Below are 23,312 nucleotides of genomic sequence, written 5' to 3' on the forward strand. Positions count from 1 at the left end.
TAACGACTTACACCCCCACCGGCCCTCCATCGCGCTTCTGGATGACCACGGTGGCCGCACGCGGGCGCACCTGGCCACTCGCTGACGCAGTGGCGTCTTGCACTAAGGCATTGCCATCTGCTGGCCAATTGCCGGGGTGTTGGATGTTGATGAACAGCGCGGTTTTATCCGGCGTGGCAAAGATACCGGTGACTTCGCAGCCGTTCGGACCCACCGCAAAGCGCTTGAGCTGCTGCTGGTTGCTGCTGTTGATGACCGGGCCCGTGCCGCGAATGTCGTCCAGCCCGTTGGGTACCACGGCCAAAAGCTGATCGTTGGTATGCTCGGTAACACTTTCGTAGCCGTTGTCGGTTTGAATCCACAGAATACCTTGGCCACCGTCGCGCTCATCGAACCACAGGCCATCGGGGCTGGCAAACTGGTTCATCTCGTTCAAACCTGAGTGATTGTCCGCATCGTCAGCCGCCGCGCCGAACACGAAGACCTCCCAGGTAAAGGCGTTGGGCAACCGGCTCTCCCGCCAACGGATCACGTGCCCGGCTTCGTTATTGGCACGGGGGTTCGCGGCGTTCACGGGCGCCGTTGCGAAACCTACTCCCGGCTCGGCCAGCTCGCTGCCATCGTTGGTGAGGGTCGCATCGCTGCCCTCTTCGCTGCGCTGGGAGTTATTGGTGAGCGTCAGGTACACCTCGCCGGAGGCCGGATCCACCGTCGCCCATTCGGGACGGTCCATTGGCGTTGCGCCCATGAGGTCGGCCGCATCGCAGGTATTGATGATGATGCCCGCCAGGTCGTTCTCGGCTAGGCCAAGTGCGGCAGCTAGCGTGCGACCATCCTGAGTTTTGGCACTCGGTGTGAGCGGCAGCCACTCGCCGCTACCATCGGCATGGAAGCGCGCCACGTACAGCGTGCCGTTATCCATATATTTGCTGCCAATGGCGAGACGGTCGTACTCCGCGCCGGGACGGTTGGCATCGGCGGGATCCCAGGCGGCATCAGAGACGTATTTGTAGACGTATTCGTTGCGGGCATCGTGGCCTGAATAGAAAACGATCGGCTTGCCCGCTTCTAACTTGCCCAACCAGCACCCTTCATGACGAAAACGCCCCAGCGCCGTGCGTTTCACCGCGCGAGCACCGCTATAGGGGTCGACTTCGACCTGGTAGCCGAAGGTACGCGCTTCGTTGCGGTAGTCATCTTCGGCACGCTCACCGTGCGGGGTGATGTCAAAGCGCGCGAACTCGCCGTTCTGCTCTGTCGCGTCGCCTGCCGAGGTATCCCAACCGTAGCGGCTTTTATCGGTGGGAATACCGATGCGTGCATCGTCTTGGAAGCGCTCGCCACGGTTGACGAAGATATCGGGCCAGTTCTCTTCACAGGCGATATAGGTGCCCCAGGGGGTCACGCCGTTACCACAGTTGTTGTTAGTACCTCGGGTTTGCGTGCCGTCAGGGGAGAATTGGGTTTTCACATAGTCGCTACCGGCCACGGGGCCGGCAAGGTCCATCACCGTGGCGCTGGTGAAGCGGCGGTTATAGGGAGAGTCGGTCACGTGCGACCACTGCCCGCTGGCGTTTTTTTCAACCTCCACGAGGGTGACGCCATGGGCGTTGATTTCGGTGCGCGACTCTTCCGCCGGGCGTTTGCCTCCCGCATTGGTAGGGCCACCCTGGGGCGCCCATAGCGCATCCTGCTCGATATACTCATTGTTGAGCGCTAGCACGAAACGCCGCGACGCGCTGTCGACATCCAAGGCGAATCCGGCCATACCATCGTGGTTCATGCCAACGCTATCGGCCTGGCGCTCGGCGGTCATGTGTAGTTCGGGCTGCCACTCTGCGGATGGGGTGAGCGGCGTGCCCCAGGGCACCAGCACCTGGGCCACATAGCCTTCCGGTACCACCACCGCATCAGTGCGAGAACCACGCACCGCTTCAAATGCGAGAGTCAGCGGCGTCTTGGCCTGCTCGCCTGCTAGCGCTTGGGCTGCGCCGCCAAACCCCAACATCGACGACGCCGCCAGCCCCAGGCCGCCCCGCATCACATCGCGCCGAGAGACGTACTTTGCCAGTACCTCGGCAAATGGCTGGTTATGGCTGTGGTTAAACAGGCGGTGATCTTCGATTGCCTTGCTCATGGTACTCCCCTCGTCATCATTAGCCCGTACGAACTACGTGTTGTTTTCGAGGGAGAGTATTAGGTAAAGATGAAAGATGTATGACGCAATCACGACGGTTTATTGACGTCGGGCATGCCGTGGGCCATTAGGGCTAAATCGGCACCTTGTGGGTCGACACCACCTCCCGCAGCCCCATGAACGAACGAATCTGACGCACGCCGGGCAGGTAGAGCAACTGCTCGGCGTGTAGCCGGTTGAAGCTTTGGCTGTCCCTGGTGCGCACCAGCATGAAGTAGTCGAACTCCCCAGTAACCACGTGGCACTCCATGCAGCCCGACACTTTTTGAGCCGCCGCCTCGAACGCCGCGAAGGATTCTGGCGTCGAGCGGTCCAGCACCACGCCAATCAACACCACCATGCCGGCCTGCAGGGGCTCCGGGTTCAGGTGGGCCACGATTCGGCTGATCACCCCGTCCCGCTTGAGCTTTTCGACACGCCGCAAACAGGCCGCAGGGCTGAGGTTCACCTGCTCGGCCAGCGCCACATTGGAAAGCGTCGCATCCTCCTGAAGCAGCTTGAGAATACGCTTGTCGATACGATCCAGCTCACCGCCCATGGCATGGGGCTCCGAGGCCCCTCCCGCTCGCTTGACACTCATTATTATTTACTCAAAGAACGAATTTACGAATTAATCGAACCTACAAACGCAATCAGACAATTCATTATTGTTTATAACCCCCTTATTTCGCAACCCGCCTGGACACACATACGCCTACTATAAACCTCAGTGAGCACGCCAACGTTCCAACCACCGTTACCCAGCGATCCTTGTCTATCGCATTGAATGTCACCGCAGGAGCTTGCCATGAACCTTGAACGCTACCCCCGTTATCCACTGACGTTCGGCCCCTCCCCGATCACTCCCCTCAAACGGCTGAGCGCCCATCTGGGCGGCAAGGTCGAGCTGTATGCCAAGCGCGAGGACTGCAACAGCGGCTTGGCTTTCGGCGGCAACAAGACCCGCAAACTGGAGTACCTCATCCCCGAAGCGCTGGAGCAGGGCTGCGATACGCTGGTGTCGATTGGCGGGATCCAGTCCAACCAGACGCGTCAGGTGGCTGCCGTCGCGGCGCACCTGGGCATGAAGTGCGTCCTCGTACAGGAGAACTGGGTGAACTACTCCGATGCGGTGTATGACCGGGTCGGCAATATCGAGATGTCGCGCATCATGGGGGCCGACGTTCGCCTGGACGCCGCCGGTTTCGATATCGGCATTCGCCCTAGCTGGGAGCAGGCCATGGAGGATGTGCGCCAGCAGGGCGGCAAGCCGTTCCCCATTCCTGCGGGCTGTTCCGAACACCCCTACGGCGGTTTGGGCTTCGTCGGCTTTGCCGAAGAGGTGCGCCAGCAGGAGAAAGAGCTGGGCTTCACCTTCGACTACATCGTGGTGTGCTCGGTGACTGGCAGCACCCAGGCCGGGATGGTGGTCGGCTTTGCCGCCGATGGCCGCGCCCAGCGGGTGATTGGCATCGACGCCTCGGCCAAGCCAGAGCAAACCCGTGCGCAGATTCTGCGGATTGCTCGCCACACCGCCGAGCTAGTCGAACTGGAAGGCGGCATTGCCGATGACGACGTGATCCTGGACACCCGCTATGGCGGCCCTGAATACGGCCTGCCCAATGACGGCACGCTAGAGGCCATTCGCCTTTGCGCCCGCCTGGAAGGGGTGCTCACCGACCCGGTGTACGAAGGCAAATCCATGCACGGCATGATCGATAGGGTGCGCAACGGAGAATTCCCGGCGGGCTCCAAGGTGCTGTATGCCCACCTGGGCGGCGTGCCCGCTCTCAATGCCTACAGCTTCCTGTTCCGCAACGGCTAATCAGGCCAAGCGTCGCTGATCCGTGCCACGGCCCGAGCAGCCGACTGATCGGGCCATTGGGCTTGACGCTACTGCCCCCTCTGGATGCAGAGAACAAGACTTACCCTTCTCGGAAGGCTTCGGTCACCTGTTCGGCTAACACCTCACTGGCACTACCAACACCTGGACGCTTCACCAGCGCTACCTGGTAATCGCCTAGTGGGGGCAGCGATTCGTTGTGGAGACGCTTGAGCGGAGAGCGAACCAGGCTTTTGGGGAAAGCCGTCACGGCCAAGTCAGCCAGCATGGCGGCCTCCTGCCCGGCACAATGGTCGCAGGAGTAAGCAATTCGATACGCGATACCCGCTTGATCGAGGGCATCGAGAGTAATTCTGCGCCACTCACATCCCTGTTGCGCCAGCGTCACCGGCAGTGGCGAACGCTGTACGGCAACGCCATCCTCGCGGCCCGCCCACACCAGCGGTTCACTATGGACGATCTCTCCTCGTCCAGCCTGTCCAGGCCCTCCAGCCATCACGAGGGCGAGATCAAGTTCGCCCTCGTCCAGCCTGGCGAGCAGGTCTTTGCTGCGCCCCACCTCCACATCGACCTGCACCGCTGGGTGCGAGCGGGCAAACTGAGCCAACACCGTGGGCAGGATACGACCTACCACGTCGTCGGTGAGCCCCAACCCTACACGCCCTTCGATAGTAGGGGCTAAAAACTGGTTCACGGCCTCTGCATTCAGTTTAAGTAGCCGTCGACCATAGCCCAGCAGCACTTCTCCCTCGGTCGTCAAGCGTACGTGCCGCGCTTCGCGTACAAAGAGCGTCTGGCCAAGCGTCTCCTCCAAGCGTTTAATCTGCATACTCAAGGCGGAAGGCGTGCGACATAGCTGTTGGGCGGCGCGGGTAAAGCTGCCACTTTCCGCAATCGTTACAAAGGTGCGCAACACCTCGCTATCCAATAGCGGCAAGGCGACCCGACTGGGTGGCAGGGTAGAGAGTTGGCTCATCACGCTAACCTTTCAGAAAAACTTAACCCTCAGTGTAAATCTTTTCGTTTGATTGATCCAAGGCAAAGCGCCAAGCTTCTAGCCAGAGGTCGCGACCCTCCTACTTACTCATCACAGTTCACACCTGCCCAGTCGTTGGGGAGGTACCGCTTTGGATAAAGCGGAAGTAACGATGGAGGTGCGCGATGACGTTTGAAACCCCTTGCCAACATGCCCAGCACGCTTGGGAGAAAGCTAGCCGCTTGGCACCACCGCCCAAGCCACCCCAGTTGCCGTTTTACATGCCGGCCATGCCATCGATGCGACTGATCCGTGTCATCGATATGGCTTGGTGGCGCTGTCGGCGGCGCTGGCTGTTCCGCCGCCACATAATGCCACTATTGAAGTACGACGATCAGATACTGCGCGATATTGGCCATTGCCGAGAAGACATCCTCTGGGCCAACCAGCTGCCATTAAGGGTCGATGCCCTCCAGGCGTTAAAGGCTCGGCAGAAAAAGTGTCATATCCCGCACCGCTAATCTCGGAAAGGCCTTGTCCTCAGGGCGGCAGAGGGGTTTCTTCTCACCCAAAAAACTATGCAAAACCATCACAATCATTAGACTCTACATAAACACCATTGAGCCAATGAGGTGCCATGATGGTTTTGCCCCTTCCTCCTCGTATAACCCTGGATGCGCTTGCCCAACTGGCCAAACCGCTGCCCGACGTTGAGCTGCATGGAATTGATATGGGCTGGTATATCGTGCGCCTGCACCGCGATGACTCGGTCAGCCTATTAGTCGATTCTCAGGGCGACACGAAGCGTTTTAGTGGTACCCAGTGGGTAAGCCGCACGCTGGCACCGCTGGGTTTCACCCACGGAATTCTTACTTGGGCCGATGCAGCCGATGAGATGATCGGCCATCCTACGCAACCTGTTTCTGCCCAACAGCGGCTTCAGCATGGCGTACGCGTGGCCTTTGTAACTCGGCACTGACACGTTCCCGTTCCACCTGGGCGACTAGAGGGACCTGGTCATGAGGTTAAAAAAGCCTACATGGCTTTCAACTGCGGCTGCCGATAAGATTCATAGTGAGCCATCGAGCGCTTTCAAGTAGTTGTGTTAAAAATTAATGACCAAAGGATGGACTCTATGCGCGATGAAGAGAAATACACCAACACCGAGGAGCAGCTTCTCTATCTTCAAAAATTGCTCGACGAGGAAGATACGGTTGCCCTGAACGAGCTGTTCAATGAGCTCGATATTTTAGCGATTGCGCGCACCCTTGAGTCTTTTCCTGCCAAAACCCGTGACCGGCTGTGGGAGTACATTCCAGAAGCGATGCTCGGCGAAGTACTTGCCGAAGTCGACGAGGACATTCGCGCCGATTACATCGAAGACCTGACCGCCAGCGACGTCGAGCAAATCGTTAAAGGCTTGGATGCTCAGGAAGTCGCCGAAGTCCTCGATGTCGCCGATGAAGAAATCAAAACCACCGTCTACGCCAGCCTGGACCAGGAGATTCGCGCTCAGGTCGAGAACCTCTATACCTATGAAGAGGACATGGTCGGCCGTTACATGGACCCAGAGACGGTCAACGTAAAGCAGGGCGTGTCGTTGGAAGCCGTGCAGCGCTACATCCGGATTCACCATCTGCTAGACGACGATTCGCAGCAGATCATGATCACCGACAAGGACAAGCGCCTACTGGGCACCCTGACGCTGATCGACTTGGTCAAACAGCCCCAGGAGAGTACCGTCGACGCGTTTATGGACGATGCGCCCTACTCGCTGAATGACCAAATGAAGGTCAGCGACGCCGCCGCCCTGTTGCGCTCCAAAGAGCTGCCCTTCGTGCCGGTGTGCAACAGCGATGGGCTGCTGGTCGGCCAGCTGAACGCCGCCGACGTACTGGAAATCACCCAGGACGACGCCGACATGACGTTGAAGCACATGTCGGGCGTGAGCGACGAAGAAGAGGTGTTCACCCCCATTCTACGCAGTGCCAAGAGCCGCGGCATTTGGCTGGGCATCAACCTGCTCACCGCCTTCCTCGCCGCCTTCGTCATCGGCCAGTTCGAAGCGGTGCTGGATCAAATCGTCGCCCTGGCCATCCTTATGCCTGTCGTCGCCAGCATGGGCGGCATTGCCGGTAGCCAAACCCTGACCGTGGTCATACGCGGCTTGGCGCTCGGCCAAATCGCGGGTAACAACAAACAGTGGCTCTATAACAAAGAGCTGTGGGTGGGCATGAGCAACGGCCTGGTATGGGCCCTGGTGGTAGGCGGCATTTCCTATCTGTGGTTTAGCGACCCGCTGATTACCCTGGTCATCACGTTGGCCATCTTCATTAACATGAGCCTCGCCAACCTCTCCGGCGTGCTCATTCCGCTGGTGCTGAAACGCTTACAAATCGACCCCGCCCTATCCGGCGCGGTGATTCTGACGACGGTCACGGATGTGGTGGGTTTTCTGTCATTCTTAGGGCTGGCGACGGTGATTATTTTGTGATCAACGCGATGACAAGGCGCCCCACCTTTCTATTCGCCCGCTAACATTTATCTAATGCTATCCTGTGTTGCCCCGCTCCTGCGGGGCTTTTTTGTGACAGCTGTTTTCAATCACCCTATTTTCATCACCCTTTTGAGGCCTCCATGCTCCCGGACTACTCCCTTATCGCCTGGCTGTTGATCGTTTTTTCGGTGTATCTCACCGGCGTCTCCAAGGGGGGCTTTGCGGGTGGCTTTGGCACGCTCTCGGTACCGCTGATGGCGCTGGCGATTAGCCCCACCCAGGCGGCCGGGCTGCTGCTCCCGCTGCTGCTGGTGATGGATGTCTTTGCGGTCAAGGCGTGGTGGGGCAAGCACGACCGGGCGGAAGTGTGGCGCTTCGTGCCGGGGCTGTTCATTGGCGTGGTGGTGGGTACGCTGCTGTTTGGCAGCCTGAGCGAGCAGGGCGTGCGCATGGCCCTGGGCATTCTGTCGGTGGTTTTCGCCGCTTACATGCTGCTCAAGCCGGTGGCGAAAAAGCCCATTTCCCACCAATGGGCGCTGCCCGCCGCTAGCGTGTGCGGCTTTACCAGCTTCATCGCCCACGCGGGCGCGCCGCCGATGAACATGTACCTGATGCCGCGCAAACTCACCAAAGAAACCTTCATTGCCACTTGCACGGTGACCTATGCGGTAGTGAACACCATCAAGCTCGGACCGTACATGTGGCTAGGCGAGGTCAACATGACCAGCGCCTGGGCCTCGCTGCTGCTGGTGCCCGTGGCGTGGATCGGCGTACGTAACGGTCTTTGGCTACAGAGTCGCGTCAATGAAAAGCTGTTTTACCGTCTGGTGATCATCGCCATGTTCATAGTGGGGATCAACTTGGTGTGGCAGGCGCTCTAGTTGAGAGAGCAAGAAGGCGGCGCAACTACAGCGCCACCATCACCAGCCCCGCCAGCATCACCAAGGTGCCGAGTGTTTTAGCGGTGGAGGTAGGCTCTTTCAACCACAGCACGCCCATCAACACGCCCACCGGAATCGAGAGCTGGCGCAGCGCGACCACGTAGCTCACTTCATCGGTCATCGCCATGGCCATCAATACAAGCCCGTAGGTGCAGGTCATCATCAGCCCGGTCGTCACTAACACGGGCAGGCCCTGCTGGCGAAGTACCGGCAGGCGGCGGCGCTCGGCAGGCAGCAGGGCCAGCAGCGGCACTGCCCAAGTCAGCGTCATCACCGCTTGCAGCACCATAAAGACGGCTCCGGCGGTGAGCCCGCTGTGACCCGCGCTCTGCATCAGGCCCAAGGCCTGCTTATCGATGAGCGAATAGCCCACCGTGCCCGCCGCCGCCAGCAGCGCGAATCCCATGGCGGGCGTGACATAGGTGGACACCCGACGCGCCTCCGGGTGGCTGAGCGGCAGACAGAGCGCGCCCAAGACCACCAGTGCCATCCCCAGGCCATCCCAGGCATCCAGCACGCGGCTACCTAGTAACGCAATGGAGACCAGCGGCACCAGCACGACGGGCAACGCCCTGGCGATGGGGTAGAGCACGCTCACCTCCCCCCGTGCATAGGCCCAAGCCAAGCCGCCCATATAGAGCATCTGGCAGAGCCCCGAGAGTGCCAGCCACCCCCAAAATGCGCCTGGAAGCGCCAGCAGCGAGGGACCCAGCACCACTAGCGGCAGCATCACGACGCCGCCAGCGCCATAGGCCAGCACGAACGCCCCCAGCGAGGGCGTGTTGCGTTTGCCCAGCACGTTCCACCCGGCATGCATACACACCGAGACCAGTACCAGGGCGAGGGCCGCTGGACTCATGTGGTCGCCTTGACAACGACAGTACCTATGAAACGACCATCATGTTTTAGCAAGACTGGAGTATTCACTATTAACGGAGCTAGATAAGCGGTCATTACTAAAAGAGAATGCCCGCCAGTCTAAGCGTCGCCACCCTTCTACGCTAGCCACCTCGGCCAAGACCGGGTCGGGGTTGACCGCCACGGCGCAATCCACGTACTGCAACAGTGGTAAATCGTTGCGCGAGTCGGAATAGAACGTGGTGTGGCTCGGCGTGATGGTGTGCTCCGCCAGCCACTGCTGAAAGCGGATCACCTTGCCGCCTCGGTACGAAAGCACGCCTTGGCTGCTCCCGGTGTAAACACGACCCACTTCGGACATAGTGATCTCCGGCTCCACCGCCAGCACGTGCTCGATGCCGAGCACTGTCGCGATGGGCGCCACCAAGTGGCGAGAGGAGGCAGAGATCAGTATCAAGGTATCGCCCGCTTGTCGATGGCTCTCTAGGCAGCGCCACGCTTGATCGAAAATACGCGGCTGCAAATGGGTGGCGACGAAGCGCTCGACTTCCTTTTCCACCTCAGCCACTCGCCGCCCCTTCAGGGGTGCCAGGGTCATGGCCAGGTACTCGTCTAGCTTGAGCTTGCCCGCATGGTAGGCCTGCTGCATCTGTTCGGCGCGTGTCATGAAGCGCTCCGCGTCGGTGACCCATCCTTGCTCGATCATCCATAAATTCCAGCGGTCGCTGCAGTCTCCGTCCAGGAGCGTATCATCAAGGTCAAACAGGGCCAGGCGCATGGGAACTCCTATCGTCGCGGTTTGGCGCGCGTAGGGTATGCCAAGCATGATGACAGTAAGATGACGAACCTGCGCCTAGCGACTCAGCCAGGTTTGGGCAAAGCGATCGGCTGGCAGCGGCTTGCCGAAAAAGTAACCTTGCGCCTGATTACAGCCCATCTCGGCCAGAAGCGCCGCTTGGGCGGCACTCTCGACGCCTTCGGCAAGGGTTTTCATGTCCAGCGTGTTGGCCATGGCAATGATCGTCTGCACGATGGCCCGATCGTGGTGGTTATCGAGCATTTCGCGCACGAACGAGATATCGATTTTTAGCGCGTCGGCGGCAAAGCGGCGCAGATAAGAGAGCGAGGAGTACCCGGTGCCGAAGTCGTCGATGAACAGCGCATAGCCTGCCTGACGCATGGCCTGGGTAATGATGACCGCCTGATCCGGGTCGCGCATGAAATCGCTCTCGGTCAGCTCAATGGCAATCGCGCTGGGCGAGACGCTGGAGGTGAGTGCGGCAATATGAGTCGTTAGTCGCGGGTCGGCAAACTGCTGCGCGGAGATATTGATCGACAGCCGCCCCGGAAGCGGTGTGCCCGCCGCTTGCCAAGCGCTCAACTGACGCGCGGCCTCTTCCAGGACCCAGTCACCGAGTAAACGAATCAGCCCGCGCTCCTCGGCTAGGGGGATGAACTCCCCAGGGCTGACCCACCCCCACTCTGGGTCGTGCCAGCGGCACAGCGCCTCTGCACCGGTCAGCGCTTTCGTGTCTAAATCCACCTGGGGCTGGAAGTAGAGCTCTAGCCGCTGCTCCAAAATCGCCATGTGCAGCCGCTCGGTCATCCATTGGCGGCGTTCCAGCGTATGGCGCATGGCTTGCGTGTAGGGGGAGATATTGGTTTCACGCTTTTTGGCGTGATGTAGTGCAATACTGGCCGCATTGAACAGCTCGCTGGTGTTGGCCACATCGCCTGGGTAGCGCGCAAAACCAATGCTTACGTCCAAATTGAAGACGCGGTGCTCTAGACGAATCGGCCGTCTCACCAAGCTGCAAAGCTGCTTGACCAGCTCATCCAGCGCTGCGCGTTCGACGTGCGGTAACAGCAGCGCGAACTCATCCCCCGATAGCCTCGCGCAGTGCAGGTTGGCTATATCCAAGTGGCGCAAACGCGCCGCCACCGTTGCCAGCAGCTGATCACCGACTTGATGTCCGTGCAGGTCGTTGACCTCTTTGAAGCGGCGCAAATCCAACAGCAACAGCGCCAGCGGCGACGCCTGCTGCTCGGCCCGCTCGCCTATATCACGCAAGTGCTCCATGAACTGCACCCGGTTGGGCAAGCCGGTTGTGCTGTCGGTGTAGGCCAACTGATGCATGTGGCGATGGTCGCGGCGTCGCTCGAGCTCGGCGGCAGCCCCCGTGGAGAGAATCTGCAGCACGGAGGTAGCAAAGGCATTGGTGGTTAACGGCGTTTGGTAAAACACCATCATCACCCCAATGGCTTCCCCTTGGGCGTTATCCAAGCGGCGTCCGATCCAGGCTTGCGCGTTTAGCGTGGCGCCCGGCAGGCTAAACCGCTGCCCCTGCTGTACGACGCTCTCTTGTTCGAGCACCACGCGTTCGACAGGCGTGCCGCGCAGCAAAAAGGTGTGGTTTTTACGGGTCTGGCCAGCAACGACCAGACTCACGGTATGCCCCGTGGTGGCAGGCAACAGATTATTGGGATGAGAATGGCCCTGTGGTGCAGGCGGCACCGGTTGGTCCAACAGAGCGATGAATCCCGCATCCGCTTCCAACAGTGTGGTAAGCGTGGCAATGAGTTGCTGAAAGTAATCGTCGCCCACCCTAGAGGTGACGGTCGAGGCCACTTGAACCACCGCCTGCTGAACCCGCTGCGCCTCTTGCTGGTCGGTCACATCCGTAATGAAGCCTTCCAAGCAGAGTACCTCGCCTTGATCGGAAAAGACGGCCTGCCCCTGCTCCCACATCCAGCGCTCGCTACCGTCGCGGTGCTGAATGCGAAACGTGATGCGATAAGGACGGCGCTGGCGAATCGCAGCCGCTACCTCTTGCGCCAGCCGCGCTTGATCGTCTGCGTGCACCAAGCTGGCAAAGGTCGTCACTCGGCTGTTTTCCAACTCTTCCGGCCGATAGCCGGTCAGCGCTTCGGCACCTTGGCTGACGAGCAGCATGGTCCAGTCATGATCGTTCAGGCAGCGGTAGGCCATGCCGGGCAGGTGATCGAGCAAGGTGTTCAGCCGTCGCTCGCTCTCTTTGGCGGCGGCCTCGCTTTTGCGTAGCGCGTTTTCTGCTTGACGCCTGCCCAGCTCAGCACCCGCTTGTGCGGCGGCAATTCGCAATACTTCGTTTTCTAGTCCATCGAACGCCATGGGGCGATTGCTCAGCACCGCTAGCAGACCGATGGCCGCCCCATCCGGCCCAAATAGCGGCAGGCCCATGTAGCTATCGGCACCGAGCTGGCGCAAAAGATCGTCTTCAGGAAAGCGGGATTGTACGTCGCAGGCGTAAAGGCATGGTTCATGGCCAACCACGGTCTCGCAAGGCGTGCCCGCCAAGGGGTAGGTGATATTGGCTTGTAAACCATTGCTTGACCAAACGGCCAGGGTTTCCGCTATATTGGCATCAGTGACGACCGCGATCAACGCATGATCGACGGCCAGTAAACGAGCAAGCTGTTCCACCAGGGAGGCAAAGAAGTTGGGCTGACTGCTACGCCCCACCCCTTCTGCTAGCTGGCGAAAAATCTCTGCTGCTTCTTTTCGTGTGTGCATCGTTGCACTCGCTTATGTCGTTATAGAGCAGCTAAGCTTTGCCATTGTTTTAACAAAGCACGGCGACGTTTGCACCATAAACAGCTACCTTTTGGAAGGCGCCGATCGCGCCAAGCGGTATCGGCCATCCTGACAATATGATAAAAAAAACGATCGTTATTCAACTGACTGCCTACTTCGCTGCACGGCATTGAGGAGACACTATGACGGGGCCTACTGCCGTCAGCGAAACGCTTTATACCTCGCTGGCCAACCAGCTTCCTAGCTTTCTCAGCAGCGCTTTGCTGCAGTGCAAGCGGCTACCGTCTTTGCCGGCGGTGGCGCTCAACGTGCTAGAGCTCACCCGCATCTCGGATGCCACCTTGAGCGATTATGCGCGTGCCATCGAGCACGACCCGGCCCTGACGGCACGGGTAATGAGCGTGGCCAATAGCGTGCACTATCTGCGCGCCGCCCAGCCGCCTCATACGTGTTTCGAAGCCACCCAGCGTATGGGGCTGGATGTCACGCTGGCCACGGTGCTGAGTTTTTGCCTGTTCGAAAATGACCACTCGGCACGCGGCCGTCAGCACTTCTGGCGGCGAGCCATCACCTCAGCCGTTGCCGCGAGTTATCTCGCGCAACAGCTCTGCCCTCACCAAGCGGGCAGCGTGTTTACGGCAGCACTATTGCAGGACATTGGCATCCTGGCGCTGCAGACCGCCTACCCCAACGACGCTGAGCGGCTATACGGGACCGAGCAGGCCTCTCATGGCCATACCCAGCAGGTCGAAAAACGCTACTTTGGCTGCGACCACGCGCTGATCGGCGCTTGGTTACTCGCGAAATGGGGCGCTCATGACGATTTGATTCGCGCCATCCAGCGCAGCCACGAAGGGCTCGAGACCGACAATCCCTCGGTTCTCTGCCTGCGCGTCTCGGGTGCACTTGCCGATGCTTGGTTATCGGCCGATCCCGCCCAAGCATTAGCGGGCGTAATGCGTCAGCTTCGAACGTTGGCCACCGCTGACGAGTGGGCCCTTGCCGGGCTTTTGGCACACCTCGAATACACTCTGCCGCCCTTGATGGAGACTCTGGGGCTAAGCCAAACCGTCTCGATCGATAGCGTTAGGCTGTTACAAGAGGCTCAGCAGCTGCTGTACGAGCATACGCTGTCGCTTAGCGCCCGTCTGGACGCTCAGCAAAAGGCGCGGGATGCGCTGCTCGACGATTACGCCCAGCTAGAGCAGCGCAGCCGGATCGATCCGCTGACCCAACTGGCCAATCGCGCGTGGCTAGAGGAACAGCTGCGAGAGCGCTTCCACCTTTGCCTATCGACCAAGCGAACCATGTCGGTGGTGTTCATCGACCTCGATCACTTCAAAGTGCTCAACGACCGTTTCGGTCATCAGGCAGGCGACGAGGTACTGGCCCGCTTTGGTAAGATGCTCGCCTCGCTGGTGCGCGTGGGCGATCTAGCGGGCCGCTATGGTGGCGAAGAGTTCCTAGTGATTCTGCCGGATGAAAATGCCGAAGGCGCAAAACGCTTTGCCGAACGCATTACTCGGCGCTTGCAGGAGCGGCCCATGGCGCGGATCGAACAAGAGCCGCTCTATGTCTCGGTATCGATTGGCGTGGCGTGTTTGACCGACGGCGGTTTTGGTAATGAACGCGAGCTGATCGATGCCGCCGACCAGAGCATGTACTTCATCAAGCGCTCTGGCCGGGGCGGGGTGTCGGTCTATGGTCAATGACTCGGCCAACTAGCCGGTCATGGCGTAAGGCAGGTACAGCGCAATGCTGGGGAAGAGATGCATCAGCGCAATGGCCAGCATCATCAGTAAAAAGAACGGCAGCGTCGCTTTGGTGATGGTCAGAATATCCTTACCGGTCAAGCCTTGAATCACGAACAGGTTAAACCCGACCGGCGGCGTGATTTGCGACATTTCGACCACGATCACCAAATAGATGCCGAACCAGATCAGATCGAAGCCCGCCGCGCTCACCACCGGCATGATAATGGCCGTCACCAGCAGAATCAGCGAAATACCGTCCAAGAAGCAGCCCATGATGAGCAGCAGCAGCGTGAGTGCCACCAGCAGCATGGTGGGCGATAGTCCCATCTCGCCAATGGCCTGAGCAAGCTTCATGGGCACTTGAGTAAAGCCCATGGCCGAGGTCAAGAACGATGCACCGGCAATGATGAAGGCGATCATGCAGGCCGTGCGCACTGCCGCAAAGAGCGAGTCGGTAAAAATCGACCGGTCGAAGTGACCATTGAACCGGGCAATGATCATCGATAGCACCACGCCCACCGCAGCCGCCTCCGTTGGCGAAGCCAGCCCGCCGTAAATCGATACGATGATGCCGCCAATCAGCAGCAAAATAGGCACCAGCGCCCAGGTATTGCGCAGCTTTTCAGCGATGCTCATATCCGATTCGTCGGCACCCGTCAGGCCAGCACGGTTGCCTTTGAGCAGCGCCCAGAGCACCAAATACGTCATGAACATGGCCAAGATCATCAGGCCGGGGCCAATGCCCGCCATGAAGAGCCGCGAGATCGACTGCTCGGTGACCACGCCATACACGATCAGCACGATCGAGGGGGGAATCAACAAGCCCAGTGTGGACGCGCTGGCCAGCGTGCCAATCGCCATGTTGCTGTCGTAGCCGCGGCGTTCGAGCTCAGGCAGGGTCATTTTACCCACCGTGGCACAGGTGGCGGCTGACGAGCCACATACCGCTGCGAACATGCCACTGCCAATGATGTTGGTATGCAGCAGGCGGCCCGGCAGACGGTTGAGCCACGGCGACAGCCCGCGAAACATGTTGTCCGCTAGCCCCGAACGGAACAGAATTTCGCCCATCCAGATGAACATGGGCAGCGCCGTCAAGTCCCAGCCGTAGCTGGCGCCCCAAAAATCAGAGGCCAAAATGGGGCCTGGATCGAAAGGGCTAAAAAATTGTAGGGCAATCCATGCGGTGCCGATGAGCGCAAAGGCAATCCACACCCCGCTGCCCAACAGCACCACGAGGGTCACAATAGTCGCTAAACTGAGTAGTAGCACGAGGGTATCTCCCGAGTCGCCGCTTAGTGCGCGTCGTTATCGTCGATGGACATGGCTTCACGGAAGCTTGACGGGTCTCGCAGGGCAATACGCCCAGCCATCCATAGCGCCTCCAGCAGCGCCAGGGCCAGCAGACCAACGCCAACGGCCAGCACCACTTGCGGGATCCACAGAGGAATCGACAAGAAGCCCGACGACACATCGTTGTATTCCAGGCTCTCCCTCGCCAAGCCGATCAAGCCATAGGTCAGCAGCACGCTGATGACCAGCGCAATCAGCAGACCAAACACCTCGAACCACACGCGCACCGCCGACGGCAGACGCGAAATGAGCAGCGTGACCCGTATATGGGCGTGATGCACGAAGGTGTAAGCCAGACCCAGAAACGTCGCGCCGACCAATAAATAGGCGGCCATTTCCGAGACGCCGGTGATACTGATGCCGAGTCGACTAAGGCCCACCAGCACCAACAGAGCATCCACCAAACGGAAAGTGACTTGCAGCGCAATGAGCGCACAAATGGCCACCATGCACGCTGCTGCGCCCCAGGCACCCAGGCGGTAGAGTTTGTCGAATTTAAACGTCATGTTCGCAGTCTCACAGAGCGCGTAGGGAAAGGGGCAGCCCGCGGGCTGCCCCAGGCGTTACCGTGGCAACGGAGGGTTAGTTGCCACGCTGGGCGCGGTAGGCTTCCAGTGCCGCTTTGGCTTCGTCATCGGCGCGGGACTGCCAATCGGCGAACAGCTCGTCACCCGCCGCTTGCAGCGCAGCAGCTACCTCAGCGTTGGGTTCGGACACGCTGATGCCATTCTCTTGCAGCGCCGCGAGGCTCTCGTCATTGTTCTCACGGCTCATTTGCCAGCCGCGCTCTTCGGCACGGGCCGCCGCTTCCATCAGCGCTTCTTGAGTCGCTTCGTCAAGACGATCGAAGCTGCGCTGGCTGATGAAAACGATGTTCTTCGGCAGCCACAGGTTGGCATCGGTGTAGTCGGTGACGTAGTCCCAAGCGGCCATGGAGTTGCCGGTAGAGCTCGACGTAATCATCGCGTCGACGCGGCCGGTGCTAAAGGCCGTGGGGATATCCGACTCTTCGGTTTCGGTGGGGCTACCGCCTAGGTTATCAACGAAGCGCTGGGTGTTGATGTTCGGCGCACGCACGCGCAGCCCCTCGAACTGTGCCGGATCCGTGAGCGGTTCCGCCGTGTAGATGCCCTGTGCAGGCCAGGCAACGGCATACAGCGGAATCAGCCCTTCATAGGCGAACAGCTCGGTAATCATCGGCTTGGTCGCTTCCCACAGCGCGTAGGCGTCATCGTAGCTACCGGCCACGCCAGGCAGCGTATCGACTTCGAAAATCGGGTCGTCGTTAGAGAGAATCGACAGGAACACCTCACCGGCATCGATGGTGCCACGACGCACGGAGGGCTTGATCTCCCCGTGGGATACTAGCGAGCCACCGCTATGAACGTTAATGGTGAGCTCGCCGTCCGTGGCTTCCGCCACATCTTCCGCGAACTGCTTGGTGTTTTGGGTGTGGAAGCTGGCATCCCCGTAGGGCGTGGCCATGGTCCACTCGGCGGCCTGAGCCGTGGCGGCGGCGGCAAGGCTGCACGCCGTGGCAAGAAGCAGGGGGGTCGCAATGCGAGTACGCATAGGTAAAGTCCTCTTATTCATAGGGATGGAGGTGCTGCACAGGGGTGGAGGAGGCGGCGTTAGGGGTCACCCAACGCCCGGTAAAACACGTGTTAGTAATCTCGTTATGCTTTTCAGTGGCATACTCACGCGCGCACTCTTGGGCCAATCGGCCCACGCCGCGACAAAAGCGCGGATGATTGGCGCTGCGCCAAATCACATCATAGTGCATGGCGGGTAACGGCGCGGGGAGCGCCAGACGATACAGCTCGCCCCGTCGCCACTCGTCCAGCACGGTAGCGACCGGCAGCGCGCCGATGCCTAATCCCTCGGTCGTCAAGCGAACAATGGTCATCAGCGTGCTCACGCTATGAATACGTGGCTGCGCCACCCCCTGGGCGGCGAGGTAGCTCACCAGCTCCTCATAAGGGCGCGCCAGCTTGCCAAAAGAAATGAACGGCAGCGTGGTGCACCAGGCGTGGGGGCGTTCGCTAAGCCGCTGGGCGTGGCGTGGCGAGACGAACATGCCCATCTCGTAAGGGCTGAGCGTCTCTTGGTCGATCTGCTCCTGGGGCAGGTAGCCGTTCATGGCCAGCAGGATATCCAGCTCATTGCCGGTCAAACGCTCATTGAGCGCGGGCGAGTAGTCGACGGTCAGTTCGATGATGAGCTTGGGATAGCGCTCGGTGAGGCGCTGCATGAAGCGCGGAAACCAGCTATGGGCGATGGTTTCGATGGTGCCCAGACGTAGCGGCGCCGAAAAATCCTCTTCGCTGTCGAACAGTTTCAGGGCTTCATCGCGCTGAGCCAGCATGCGTTCGGCATGGAGAAAGAACTCTCGGCCACGCATGGTGGGCTGAATCGGTCGCGCCGAGCGTTCGAGCAGCAGCTCGCCCACCGTGCTCTCTAATCGAGAAATACGCTCCGACACCGAGGGTTGAGTGATGTGTAACCTGGCGGCCGCTTTACGGAAAGAGCCAAGTTTCACCGCCCACACAAAGGCATCGAGTTCCTTAAAATCCAGCATCGTCTCACCAGCCTGTCAAAAACGCACTCGGGCAAAGCACCCCAGTAGGCGCATTCACCACGCCGCCCACCGTTGGTAACCCAGGTGAAGCGTTGCTATGCAGATGTATATGCAACCTGCCGTGCTGGGCACAGGCAAGCTGTCGCGGGGCTGGCAACCGCATATGGCACTCCTCAGACATCACCCTTTCCTAGCCATTGTTATAGGTAGCGCAAACGCGCGACATCCGGCGGATCAGGGCGTCTCTTTTGTAATCTTTTTTGAGTCGCTTTCAATAGTTGATAATCGTATCACGCTCTAGCGTCAACTATTTTTCCACTAAATAACAGCATGATAGGAACAGCCGATACTCAATATCGCTAAAAACGATTGGCACTTGGAACGCGCTCTCCATATATTATTTTTGCGCTAACAAGACCATAAATAGGCTCACTAATACGTCATCACTATGAGCAAATAGACTGTCTCATTTGGCTAATGAATAGCGATATCAATTACTAACAACACACAACCCGGCAGGAGACGTTATGGCGATTCCGCTGCTTAACTGCGATATGGGCGAAAGTTTCGGTAACTGGTCGATTGGCTTGGACGCTGAGGTCATGCCCCACGTTGACTGTGCCAACATTGCCTGCGGCTACCACGCATCTGACCCCCATGTGATGCGCAAGACAGTGAAGCTTGCTGTTCAGCACGGCGTAAAAATCGGTGCCCATCCCGGTTACCCTGATTTAATGGGCTTTGGCCGCCGCTCCATGGCCTGCTCGCCTGCCGAAGTGGAAGACATGATGCTCTACCAAATCGGCGCCCTGGCAGGCATTTGCCAAGCAGAAGGCACCGCACTGAGCTACGTCAAACCCCACGGCGCGATGTACAACGACATGGCCGCCAATCTGGAGCTACTGGAAGGCGCCATGCGCGCCGTGAAGGCGTTCGATGCCCGTTTGCCGCTGATGGTGATGGCCACCGCCGACCCAGCGCCGCACCGTCAGCTAGCGGAAGAAATGGGCGTGACGCTATGGTTTGAAACCTTCGCGGACCGCGCGTATGAGGCCACCGGGCATCTCGCCTCACGCCGCCTGCCGGGTGCCGTGCACCACGACCAAGCCACCATCGTCGCCCAAGCCGTCGCCTTGGCCAAAGGTGAGACTCTCACCGCCCGCGATGGCAGCGCCCTGCAGTTACCCTGCGATACGCTGTGTGTACATGGCGATAATCCCGAATCCGTGGCCGCCGTGCGCGCCATTCGCGAGGCCTTTACGGCGTTGGAGTCCGCGTGAAACTGCGCTTAGAAACGGCGGCGATGGACGCCCTAACGGTGCGCTTGTTCGACGCCATCGATGAAACCAATATGGCGTGGATCATGGCCGCCGACGAGGCGCTGCGGCGCGCTTTCGATCACGCGCTCATCGACCTGATCCCGTCATACACCACCCTGCTGGTGCATTACGACTGCCAAAAGCTCACCTTTGCCCAGGCCACGACCCTCGCACGTAGTGCCCTACGCAATTTAGCCCCTGCCGACTCCCAGCAGGGCCAGCTCCACGAAATTCCCGTATGGTACGACGAGAGCGTTGGCCCCGAATTGCCCACCGTGGCCAAGCGTGCCGGTCTCAGCGTCGAGGCGTTGATCGAGCGCCACTGCAGTCACGACTACTGCGTGTTTGCCCTAGGCTTTGCCCCTGGCTACGGCTTTATGGGCTTGGTGGATGAGGCGATTGCCGCGCCGCGTTTGAAAACGCCCCGCCGCCGTGTCGCGGCGGGCAGCGTCGGCATTGCCGACCGACAAACCGCCATTTATCCCCTGCTCTCGCCCGGCGGCTGGAACATTCTGGGTAGAACCGCCGTGCCGCTGTTCGAACATGCCAAACGCGGCGAGCCGCTGCTGCGCCCGGGCGATAAAGTGCGCTTCAAGGCGATATCCCAATCCGAATTCGAAGCGGCCGGGGGCGACACCACCCCGCTGGAGGAGCGCTCATGAGCCGTCCTACCCTGACCGTCAAGCAAGCCGGACCGCTGGCGCTGACTCAAGATGCGGGCCGCTTCGGCGTTGGGCACTTGGGCGTGACGCAAGGCGGTGCCGCCGACTGGATCTCTTTTCGCTGGGCCAACTGGCTGCTGGGCAACCCGCTCGACAGCGCTGCGCTGGAAATCGTCATGGGCGGGAATCTGACGCTGGTGGCCAATGGCGACGTTCGCTTGGCGTTGGCCGGAGCCGACCTTGCCGCCACGCTGGACGGCCAGCCGCTGGCGCCCAACGACAGCTTCATGATGCACACGGGCCAAACGCTGATCTTTCGCCAGCCTAAAAAAGGCCTGCGTGCGTACCTCGCTTTTCCTGACGGGCTCGATGCACCCCGTGTACTGGGCAGCTTCGCCTGCACGGCGAGAGAGCACATCGGCGGCCTGCACGAAGACGGCACGCCGCTGAAAACCGGCGACCAACTCACCTTTAAAGGCAGCAGCGCCGCGCCGCGCCAGTTACCCCAAGGTACCCAACTTCCCCTGCCGGATTCAGAAGACACCGTGCTGGACATGGTGCTGGGCTCCCAGGCCGCCCACTTCGCCGGGCGCAGCCTGTTTGACGCCTTCAACCAGCCATGGACCGTGGATCAACGTGCCGACCGCATGGGCATTCGGCTCACCGGCAAAGCGCTGAACAGCCGCCTGGGCGGCATCGTTTCTGAAGGGATTCCGCTAGGGGCCGTGCAGATCCCCCCCGATGGCCAGCCGATCATCCTGATGAACGACCGCCAAACCATTGGCGGCTACCCGCGCCTGGGTGCTTTGACCCCCATGGCCTGCGCCCGCCTCGCCCAATGCTTGCCGGGCACTAAGGTGCGCTTGCAGCCGATCAGTGCGACGCAGGCGCAGGCAGCGTATCGCAAGCAGCTGTTGCGGTGGAAGTAGGCTGAAAAGCCCCTGTAGACAGGGGCTTTTAGCGCTAGGAGGCCTAAGGAGTCGACTGCTTGGTCGTTGAATTACTGGCAGAGCGGCGCTTGTGACCCAGCTCATCCTCGATGGCGGCAAAAAAGGCATCGGTAGAGGCTGGATGAGGCTGGGTCGCAAGGCTAACGCCCACAAACAGCACACTCGCGATCACAATGCCCCATACACCGGCAGGCAGACCCAGCAACGAGTTGCCGGTGGCATACATCAGCAGTACAAAGGCGCTGGTACCCACCACGCTGGTCAGTGCACCGGCCCCAGTACCGCGCTTCCAATAGAAGGCACCGATCAGCGCGGGCACCATGGCCACCAAGCCCGATGAGGCGGCCACCGACAGCACTGCAATGAGATCGAGCTGTAGCTCAGCGAAGGCGAGCGCCATGAGTGCAATGACCGGTATGACGAGCTTTCCGACTTGGAGTTGGCACTTTTCACTCACGTTCGGCTTGAGGTTCGCGTAAACATCGCGTGAGACCATGGAGGCCAGCGTCAGCATGATCGAGTCGATGGTGGAAACGGCCGCCGCCATGATGCCGATCATTACGATCACGCCCAAGACGGGCGGCACGAACTCTGAGCCCAGTAGCGTAGGCGTGGCTAAATCGGCGCGTTCTAGACTTGGGAAAGCGGCCAAGGCGGAGAATCCCCACAGCACAGAGACCAAGGTATAGATAAAACCGAACAGTAAAAAGCCGAGCAGCATGTGGCGCATCGAACGCAGCGACGACGGCATGAACAGACGTTGGCTCACCTGCGGATTGGAGAGACTAAAGAAGAACCAGGGAATGGTGAGCCCCAAAAAGGTGACGAAGCTGAATAAGCCCGGGCCGGGCACCGTCAGTGACTGCGGATGCTCGGTCGCCAGTGTCTCGAAGAGCGAACCAAAACCGCCCAAGCTATGAATCACCAACAGCGCCACCAGCGTGGATGCCACGATCATCATGATGGCCTGCAGCGAGTCGGTCCACATGACCGAACGAATCCCCGCGATATAAGAGAAGAAAATGGCGACTACCGTGGCCAGCGCAACCCCGGTGGTAAACGTGATGGTGCCTCCCGACATCCCCTGAAGCAGGTAGCCGACGCCCGCGAGCTGAACCGCTGAGTAAGGAATCAGAAAAATACAGCTAGCAACGGAAACGGCCATGGCCACCTGTTTGCTGTTGTAGCGGTGGCCGAGCATCTCGCTGGGCGTCACGTAGCCGAACGTTTTGCCGACTGCCCAGAATTTAGGCCCGAAAATGGCGACCAGCGAGACCCCAGCAAAATAGATGATTTCAAAACCTAAGGCGCCGACGCCCCCTGCATAGGTAAGGCCTGCCAACCCCACCATCATAAAGGCGCTGTAGGTCGTGGCACTGTAGCTCAGCGCCGAGACGAACCCGTTCATTTGCCGGTTGCCCAAAAAGTAACCGGACATGCTTTCCGTGTGTCCTTTCGTCGGGGGACGACGCGACAGCACCGCAATGCCGAGAGCAATCAACAGATAAAGCGCAATGCCTCCCCAAATGAGCGTCTCAGTCATCACTATGTTCCTTAAAACCTTGAGTGATCAACACATTCAAGGCGATGATGACCAACCCCGCCACGGTCCAGAACAAAAAGCTGCCGTACCACCGCGACACGTCGCTCAACAGCGTGTAAGGCACTACATAGCTCGATAAGACAACGGCCCATAAGAGCCATATCCATTTACTGCGTGTCATCGTCGATCTCGTGTTGTTACATCAAAGGGAAGCAAACGCTACTGTAGCAAAGCTGACGAACCAGCGATGCCTAAGTACGCATACAAAAAAGGCACCCGTTAGGGTGC

General features: G+C 59.7%; 21 protein-coding genes. 9 read left to right on the forward strand and 12 right to left on the reverse strand.

Annotation, left to right across the window (positions count from 1 at the left end):
- Nucleotides 1–7 precede the first annotated feature (7 nt).
- Together FHJ80_RS04670 and FHJ80_RS04675 are read right to left on the reverse strand one after the other, a co-directional pair.
- Nucleotides 8–2,137, reverse strand: a complete 2,130-nt coding sequence (locus FHJ80_RS04670; protein WP_139525873.1) for a PhoX family phosphatase — start codon at nt 2,135–2,137, stop codon at nt 8–10.
- A 133-nt stretch (nt 2,138–2,270) separates the two neighbouring features.
- Nucleotides 2,271–2,777, reverse strand: coding sequence for an Lrp/AsnC family transcriptional regulator (locus FHJ80_RS04675; RefSeq protein WP_139525874.1), 507 nt, complete (start codon nt 2,775–2,777; stop codon nt 2,271–2,273).
- Between the two features lie 207 nt (nt 2,778–2,984).
- On the opposite strand from FHJ80_RS04675, the gene FHJ80_RS04680 reads away from it, so the two are divergent.
- On the forward strand, nt 2,985–4,001 hold the full coding sequence (locus FHJ80_RS04680; RefSeq protein WP_139525875.1) for a 1-aminocyclopropane-1-carboxylate deaminase: 1,017 nt from the start codon (nt 2,985–2,987) through the stop codon (nt 3,999–4,001).
- A 100-nt stretch (nt 4,002–4,101) separates the two neighbouring features.
- Here FHJ80_RS04680 and FHJ80_RS04685 read toward each other — a convergent pair whose 3' ends face one another.
- A complete protein-coding gene (locus tag FHJ80_RS04685; RefSeq protein WP_139525876.1) occupies nt 4,102–4,995 on the reverse strand; it encodes a LysR substrate-binding domain-containing protein in 894 nt (297 codons plus the stop codon).
- A 185-nt stretch (nt 4,996–5,180) separates the two neighbouring features.
- Here FHJ80_RS04685 and FHJ80_RS04690 point away from each other — a divergent pair, with 185 nt between their 5' ends.
- The 4 genes from FHJ80_RS04690 (at nt 5,181) to FHJ80_RS04705 (ending at nt 8,373) form a co-directional block, all read left to right on the forward strand.
- Nucleotides 5,181–5,516, forward strand: a complete 336-nt coding sequence (locus FHJ80_RS04690; RefSeq protein ID WP_139525877.1) for a hypothetical protein — start codon at nt 5,181–5,183, stop codon at nt 5,514–5,516.
- A 116-nt stretch (nt 5,517–5,632) separates the two neighbouring features.
- Nucleotides 5,633–5,974, forward strand: a complete 342-nt coding sequence (locus FHJ80_RS04695; protein ID WP_255303875.1) for a DUF6482 family protein — start codon at nt 5,633–5,635, stop codon at nt 5,972–5,974.
- A gap of 156 nt (nt 5,975–6,130) precedes the next feature.
- Complete coding sequence (gene mgtE / locus FHJ80_RS04700; protein ID WP_139525878.1) at nt 6,131–7,489, forward strand: magnesium transporter; 1,359 nt, start codon at nt 6,131–6,133, stop codon at nt 7,487–7,489.
- Nucleotides 7,490–7,632: 143 nt separating this feature from the next.
- Nucleotides 7,633–8,373, forward strand: coding sequence for a sulfite exporter TauE/SafE family protein (locus FHJ80_RS04705; protein WP_139525879.1), 741 nt, complete (start codon nt 7,633–7,635; stop codon nt 8,371–8,373).
- A gap of 25 nt (nt 8,374–8,398) precedes the next feature.
- On the opposite strand, the gene FHJ80_RS04710 is transcribed toward FHJ80_RS04705, so the two are convergent.
- The 3 genes from FHJ80_RS04710 to FHJ80_RS04720 all read right to left on the reverse strand — a co-directional run bounded on the left by FHJ80_RS04710 (nt 8,399) and on the right by FHJ80_RS04720 (nt 12,844).
- Nucleotides 8,399–9,292 carry a drug/metabolite transporter gene (locus tag FHJ80_RS04710; protein ID WP_139525880.1) on the reverse strand — a complete coding sequence of 298 codons (894 nt, stop codon included), beginning with the start codon at nt 9,290–9,292 and terminating at the stop codon, nt 8,399–8,401.
- A gap of 39 nt (nt 9,293–9,331) precedes the next feature.
- Nucleotides 9,332–10,069 (reverse strand): HAD family phosphatase, encoded by a 738-nt coding sequence (locus tag FHJ80_RS04715; protein WP_139525881.1) that lies wholly within the window; start codon nt 10,067–10,069, stop codon nt 9,332–9,334.
- 75 nt (nt 10,070–10,144) lie between these two features.
- On the reverse strand, nt 10,145–12,844 hold the full coding sequence (locus tag FHJ80_RS04720; protein WP_139525882.1) for an EAL domain-containing protein: 2,700 nt from the start codon (nt 12,842–12,844) through the stop codon (nt 10,145–10,147).
- A gap of 203 nt (nt 12,845–13,047) precedes the next feature.
- Between FHJ80_RS04720 and FHJ80_RS04725 the strand changes: the two genes are divergently transcribed.
- Nucleotides 13,048–14,577, forward strand: a complete 1,530-nt coding sequence (locus FHJ80_RS04725) for a GGDEF domain-containing protein (RefSeq protein WP_139525883.1) — start codon at nt 13,048–13,050, stop codon at nt 14,575–14,577.
- Nucleotides 14,578–14,586: 9 nt separating this feature from the next.
- On the opposite strand, the gene FHJ80_RS04730 is transcribed toward FHJ80_RS04725, so the two are convergent.
- The 4 genes from FHJ80_RS04730 to FHJ80_RS04745 form a co-directional block, all read right to left on the reverse strand.
- Nucleotides 14,587–15,891: a TRAP transporter large permease gene (locus tag FHJ80_RS04730; RefSeq protein WP_139525884.1), complete on the reverse strand. Its 1,305-nt coding sequence runs from the start codon at nt 15,889–15,891 to the stop codon at nt 14,587–14,589.
- A gap of 23 nt (nt 15,892–15,914) precedes the next feature.
- Entirely contained in the window at nt 15,915–16,478 is a 564-nt protein-coding gene (locus FHJ80_RS04735; RefSeq protein ID WP_139525885.1) for a TRAP transporter small permease, read from the reverse strand.
- 76 nt (nt 16,479–16,554) lie between these two features.
- A complete protein-coding gene (locus FHJ80_RS04740; protein WP_139525886.1) occupies nt 16,555–17,544 on the reverse strand; it encodes a TRAP transporter substrate-binding protein in 990 nt (329 codons plus the stop codon).
- Between the two features lie 13 nt (nt 17,545–17,557).
- Entirely contained in the window at nt 17,558–18,550 is a 993-nt protein-coding gene (locus FHJ80_RS04745; protein WP_139525887.1) for a LysR family transcriptional regulator, read from the reverse strand.
- 527 nt (nt 18,551–19,077) lie between these two features.
- Between FHJ80_RS04745 and FHJ80_RS04750 the strand changes: the two genes are divergently transcribed.
- From FHJ80_RS04750 to FHJ80_RS04760, 3 genes are read left to right on the forward strand one after another with little or no spacing between them, the layout of a single operon-like run.
- Complete coding sequence (locus FHJ80_RS04750) at nt 19,078–19,830, forward strand: 5-oxoprolinase subunit PxpA (RefSeq protein ID WP_139525888.1); 753 nt, start codon at nt 19,078–19,080, stop codon at nt 19,828–19,830.
- On the forward strand, nt 19,827–20,531 hold the full coding sequence (pxpB, locus tag FHJ80_RS04755) for a 5-oxoprolinase subunit PxpB (RefSeq protein ID WP_139525889.1): 705 nt from the start codon (nt 19,827–19,829) through the stop codon (nt 20,529–20,531). The genes FHJ80_RS04750 and pxpB overlap by 4 nt, the downstream gene beginning before the upstream one ends.
- Nucleotides 20,528–21,460, forward strand: coding sequence for a biotin-dependent carboxyltransferase family protein (locus FHJ80_RS04760; RefSeq protein ID WP_139525890.1), 933 nt, complete (start codon nt 20,528–20,530; stop codon nt 21,458–21,460). Before pxpB ends, FHJ80_RS04760 begins: the two co-directional genes overlap by 4 nt.
- A gap of 43 nt (nt 21,461–21,503) precedes the next feature.
- Here FHJ80_RS04760 and FHJ80_RS04765 read toward each other — a convergent pair whose 3' ends face one another.
- Together FHJ80_RS04765 and FHJ80_RS04770 are read right to left on the reverse strand one after the other, a co-directional pair.
- A complete protein-coding gene (locus tag FHJ80_RS04765; RefSeq protein WP_139525891.1) occupies nt 21,504–23,024 on the reverse strand; it encodes a sodium:solute symporter family protein in 1,521 nt (506 codons plus the stop codon).
- Nucleotides 23,017–23,205 (reverse strand): hypothetical protein, encoded by a 189-nt coding sequence (locus FHJ80_RS04770; protein ID WP_139525892.1) that lies wholly within the window; start codon nt 23,203–23,205, stop codon nt 23,017–23,019. The genes FHJ80_RS04765 and FHJ80_RS04770 overlap by 8 nt, the downstream gene beginning before the upstream one ends.
- Between the last annotated feature and the right edge of the window lie 107 nt (nt 23,206–23,312).

The organism is Halomonas sp. BL6 (assembly GCF_006228115.1).
Lineage (GTDB): Bacteria > Pseudomonadota > Gammaproteobacteria > Pseudomonadales > Halomonadaceae > Vreelandella > Vreelandella piezotolerans.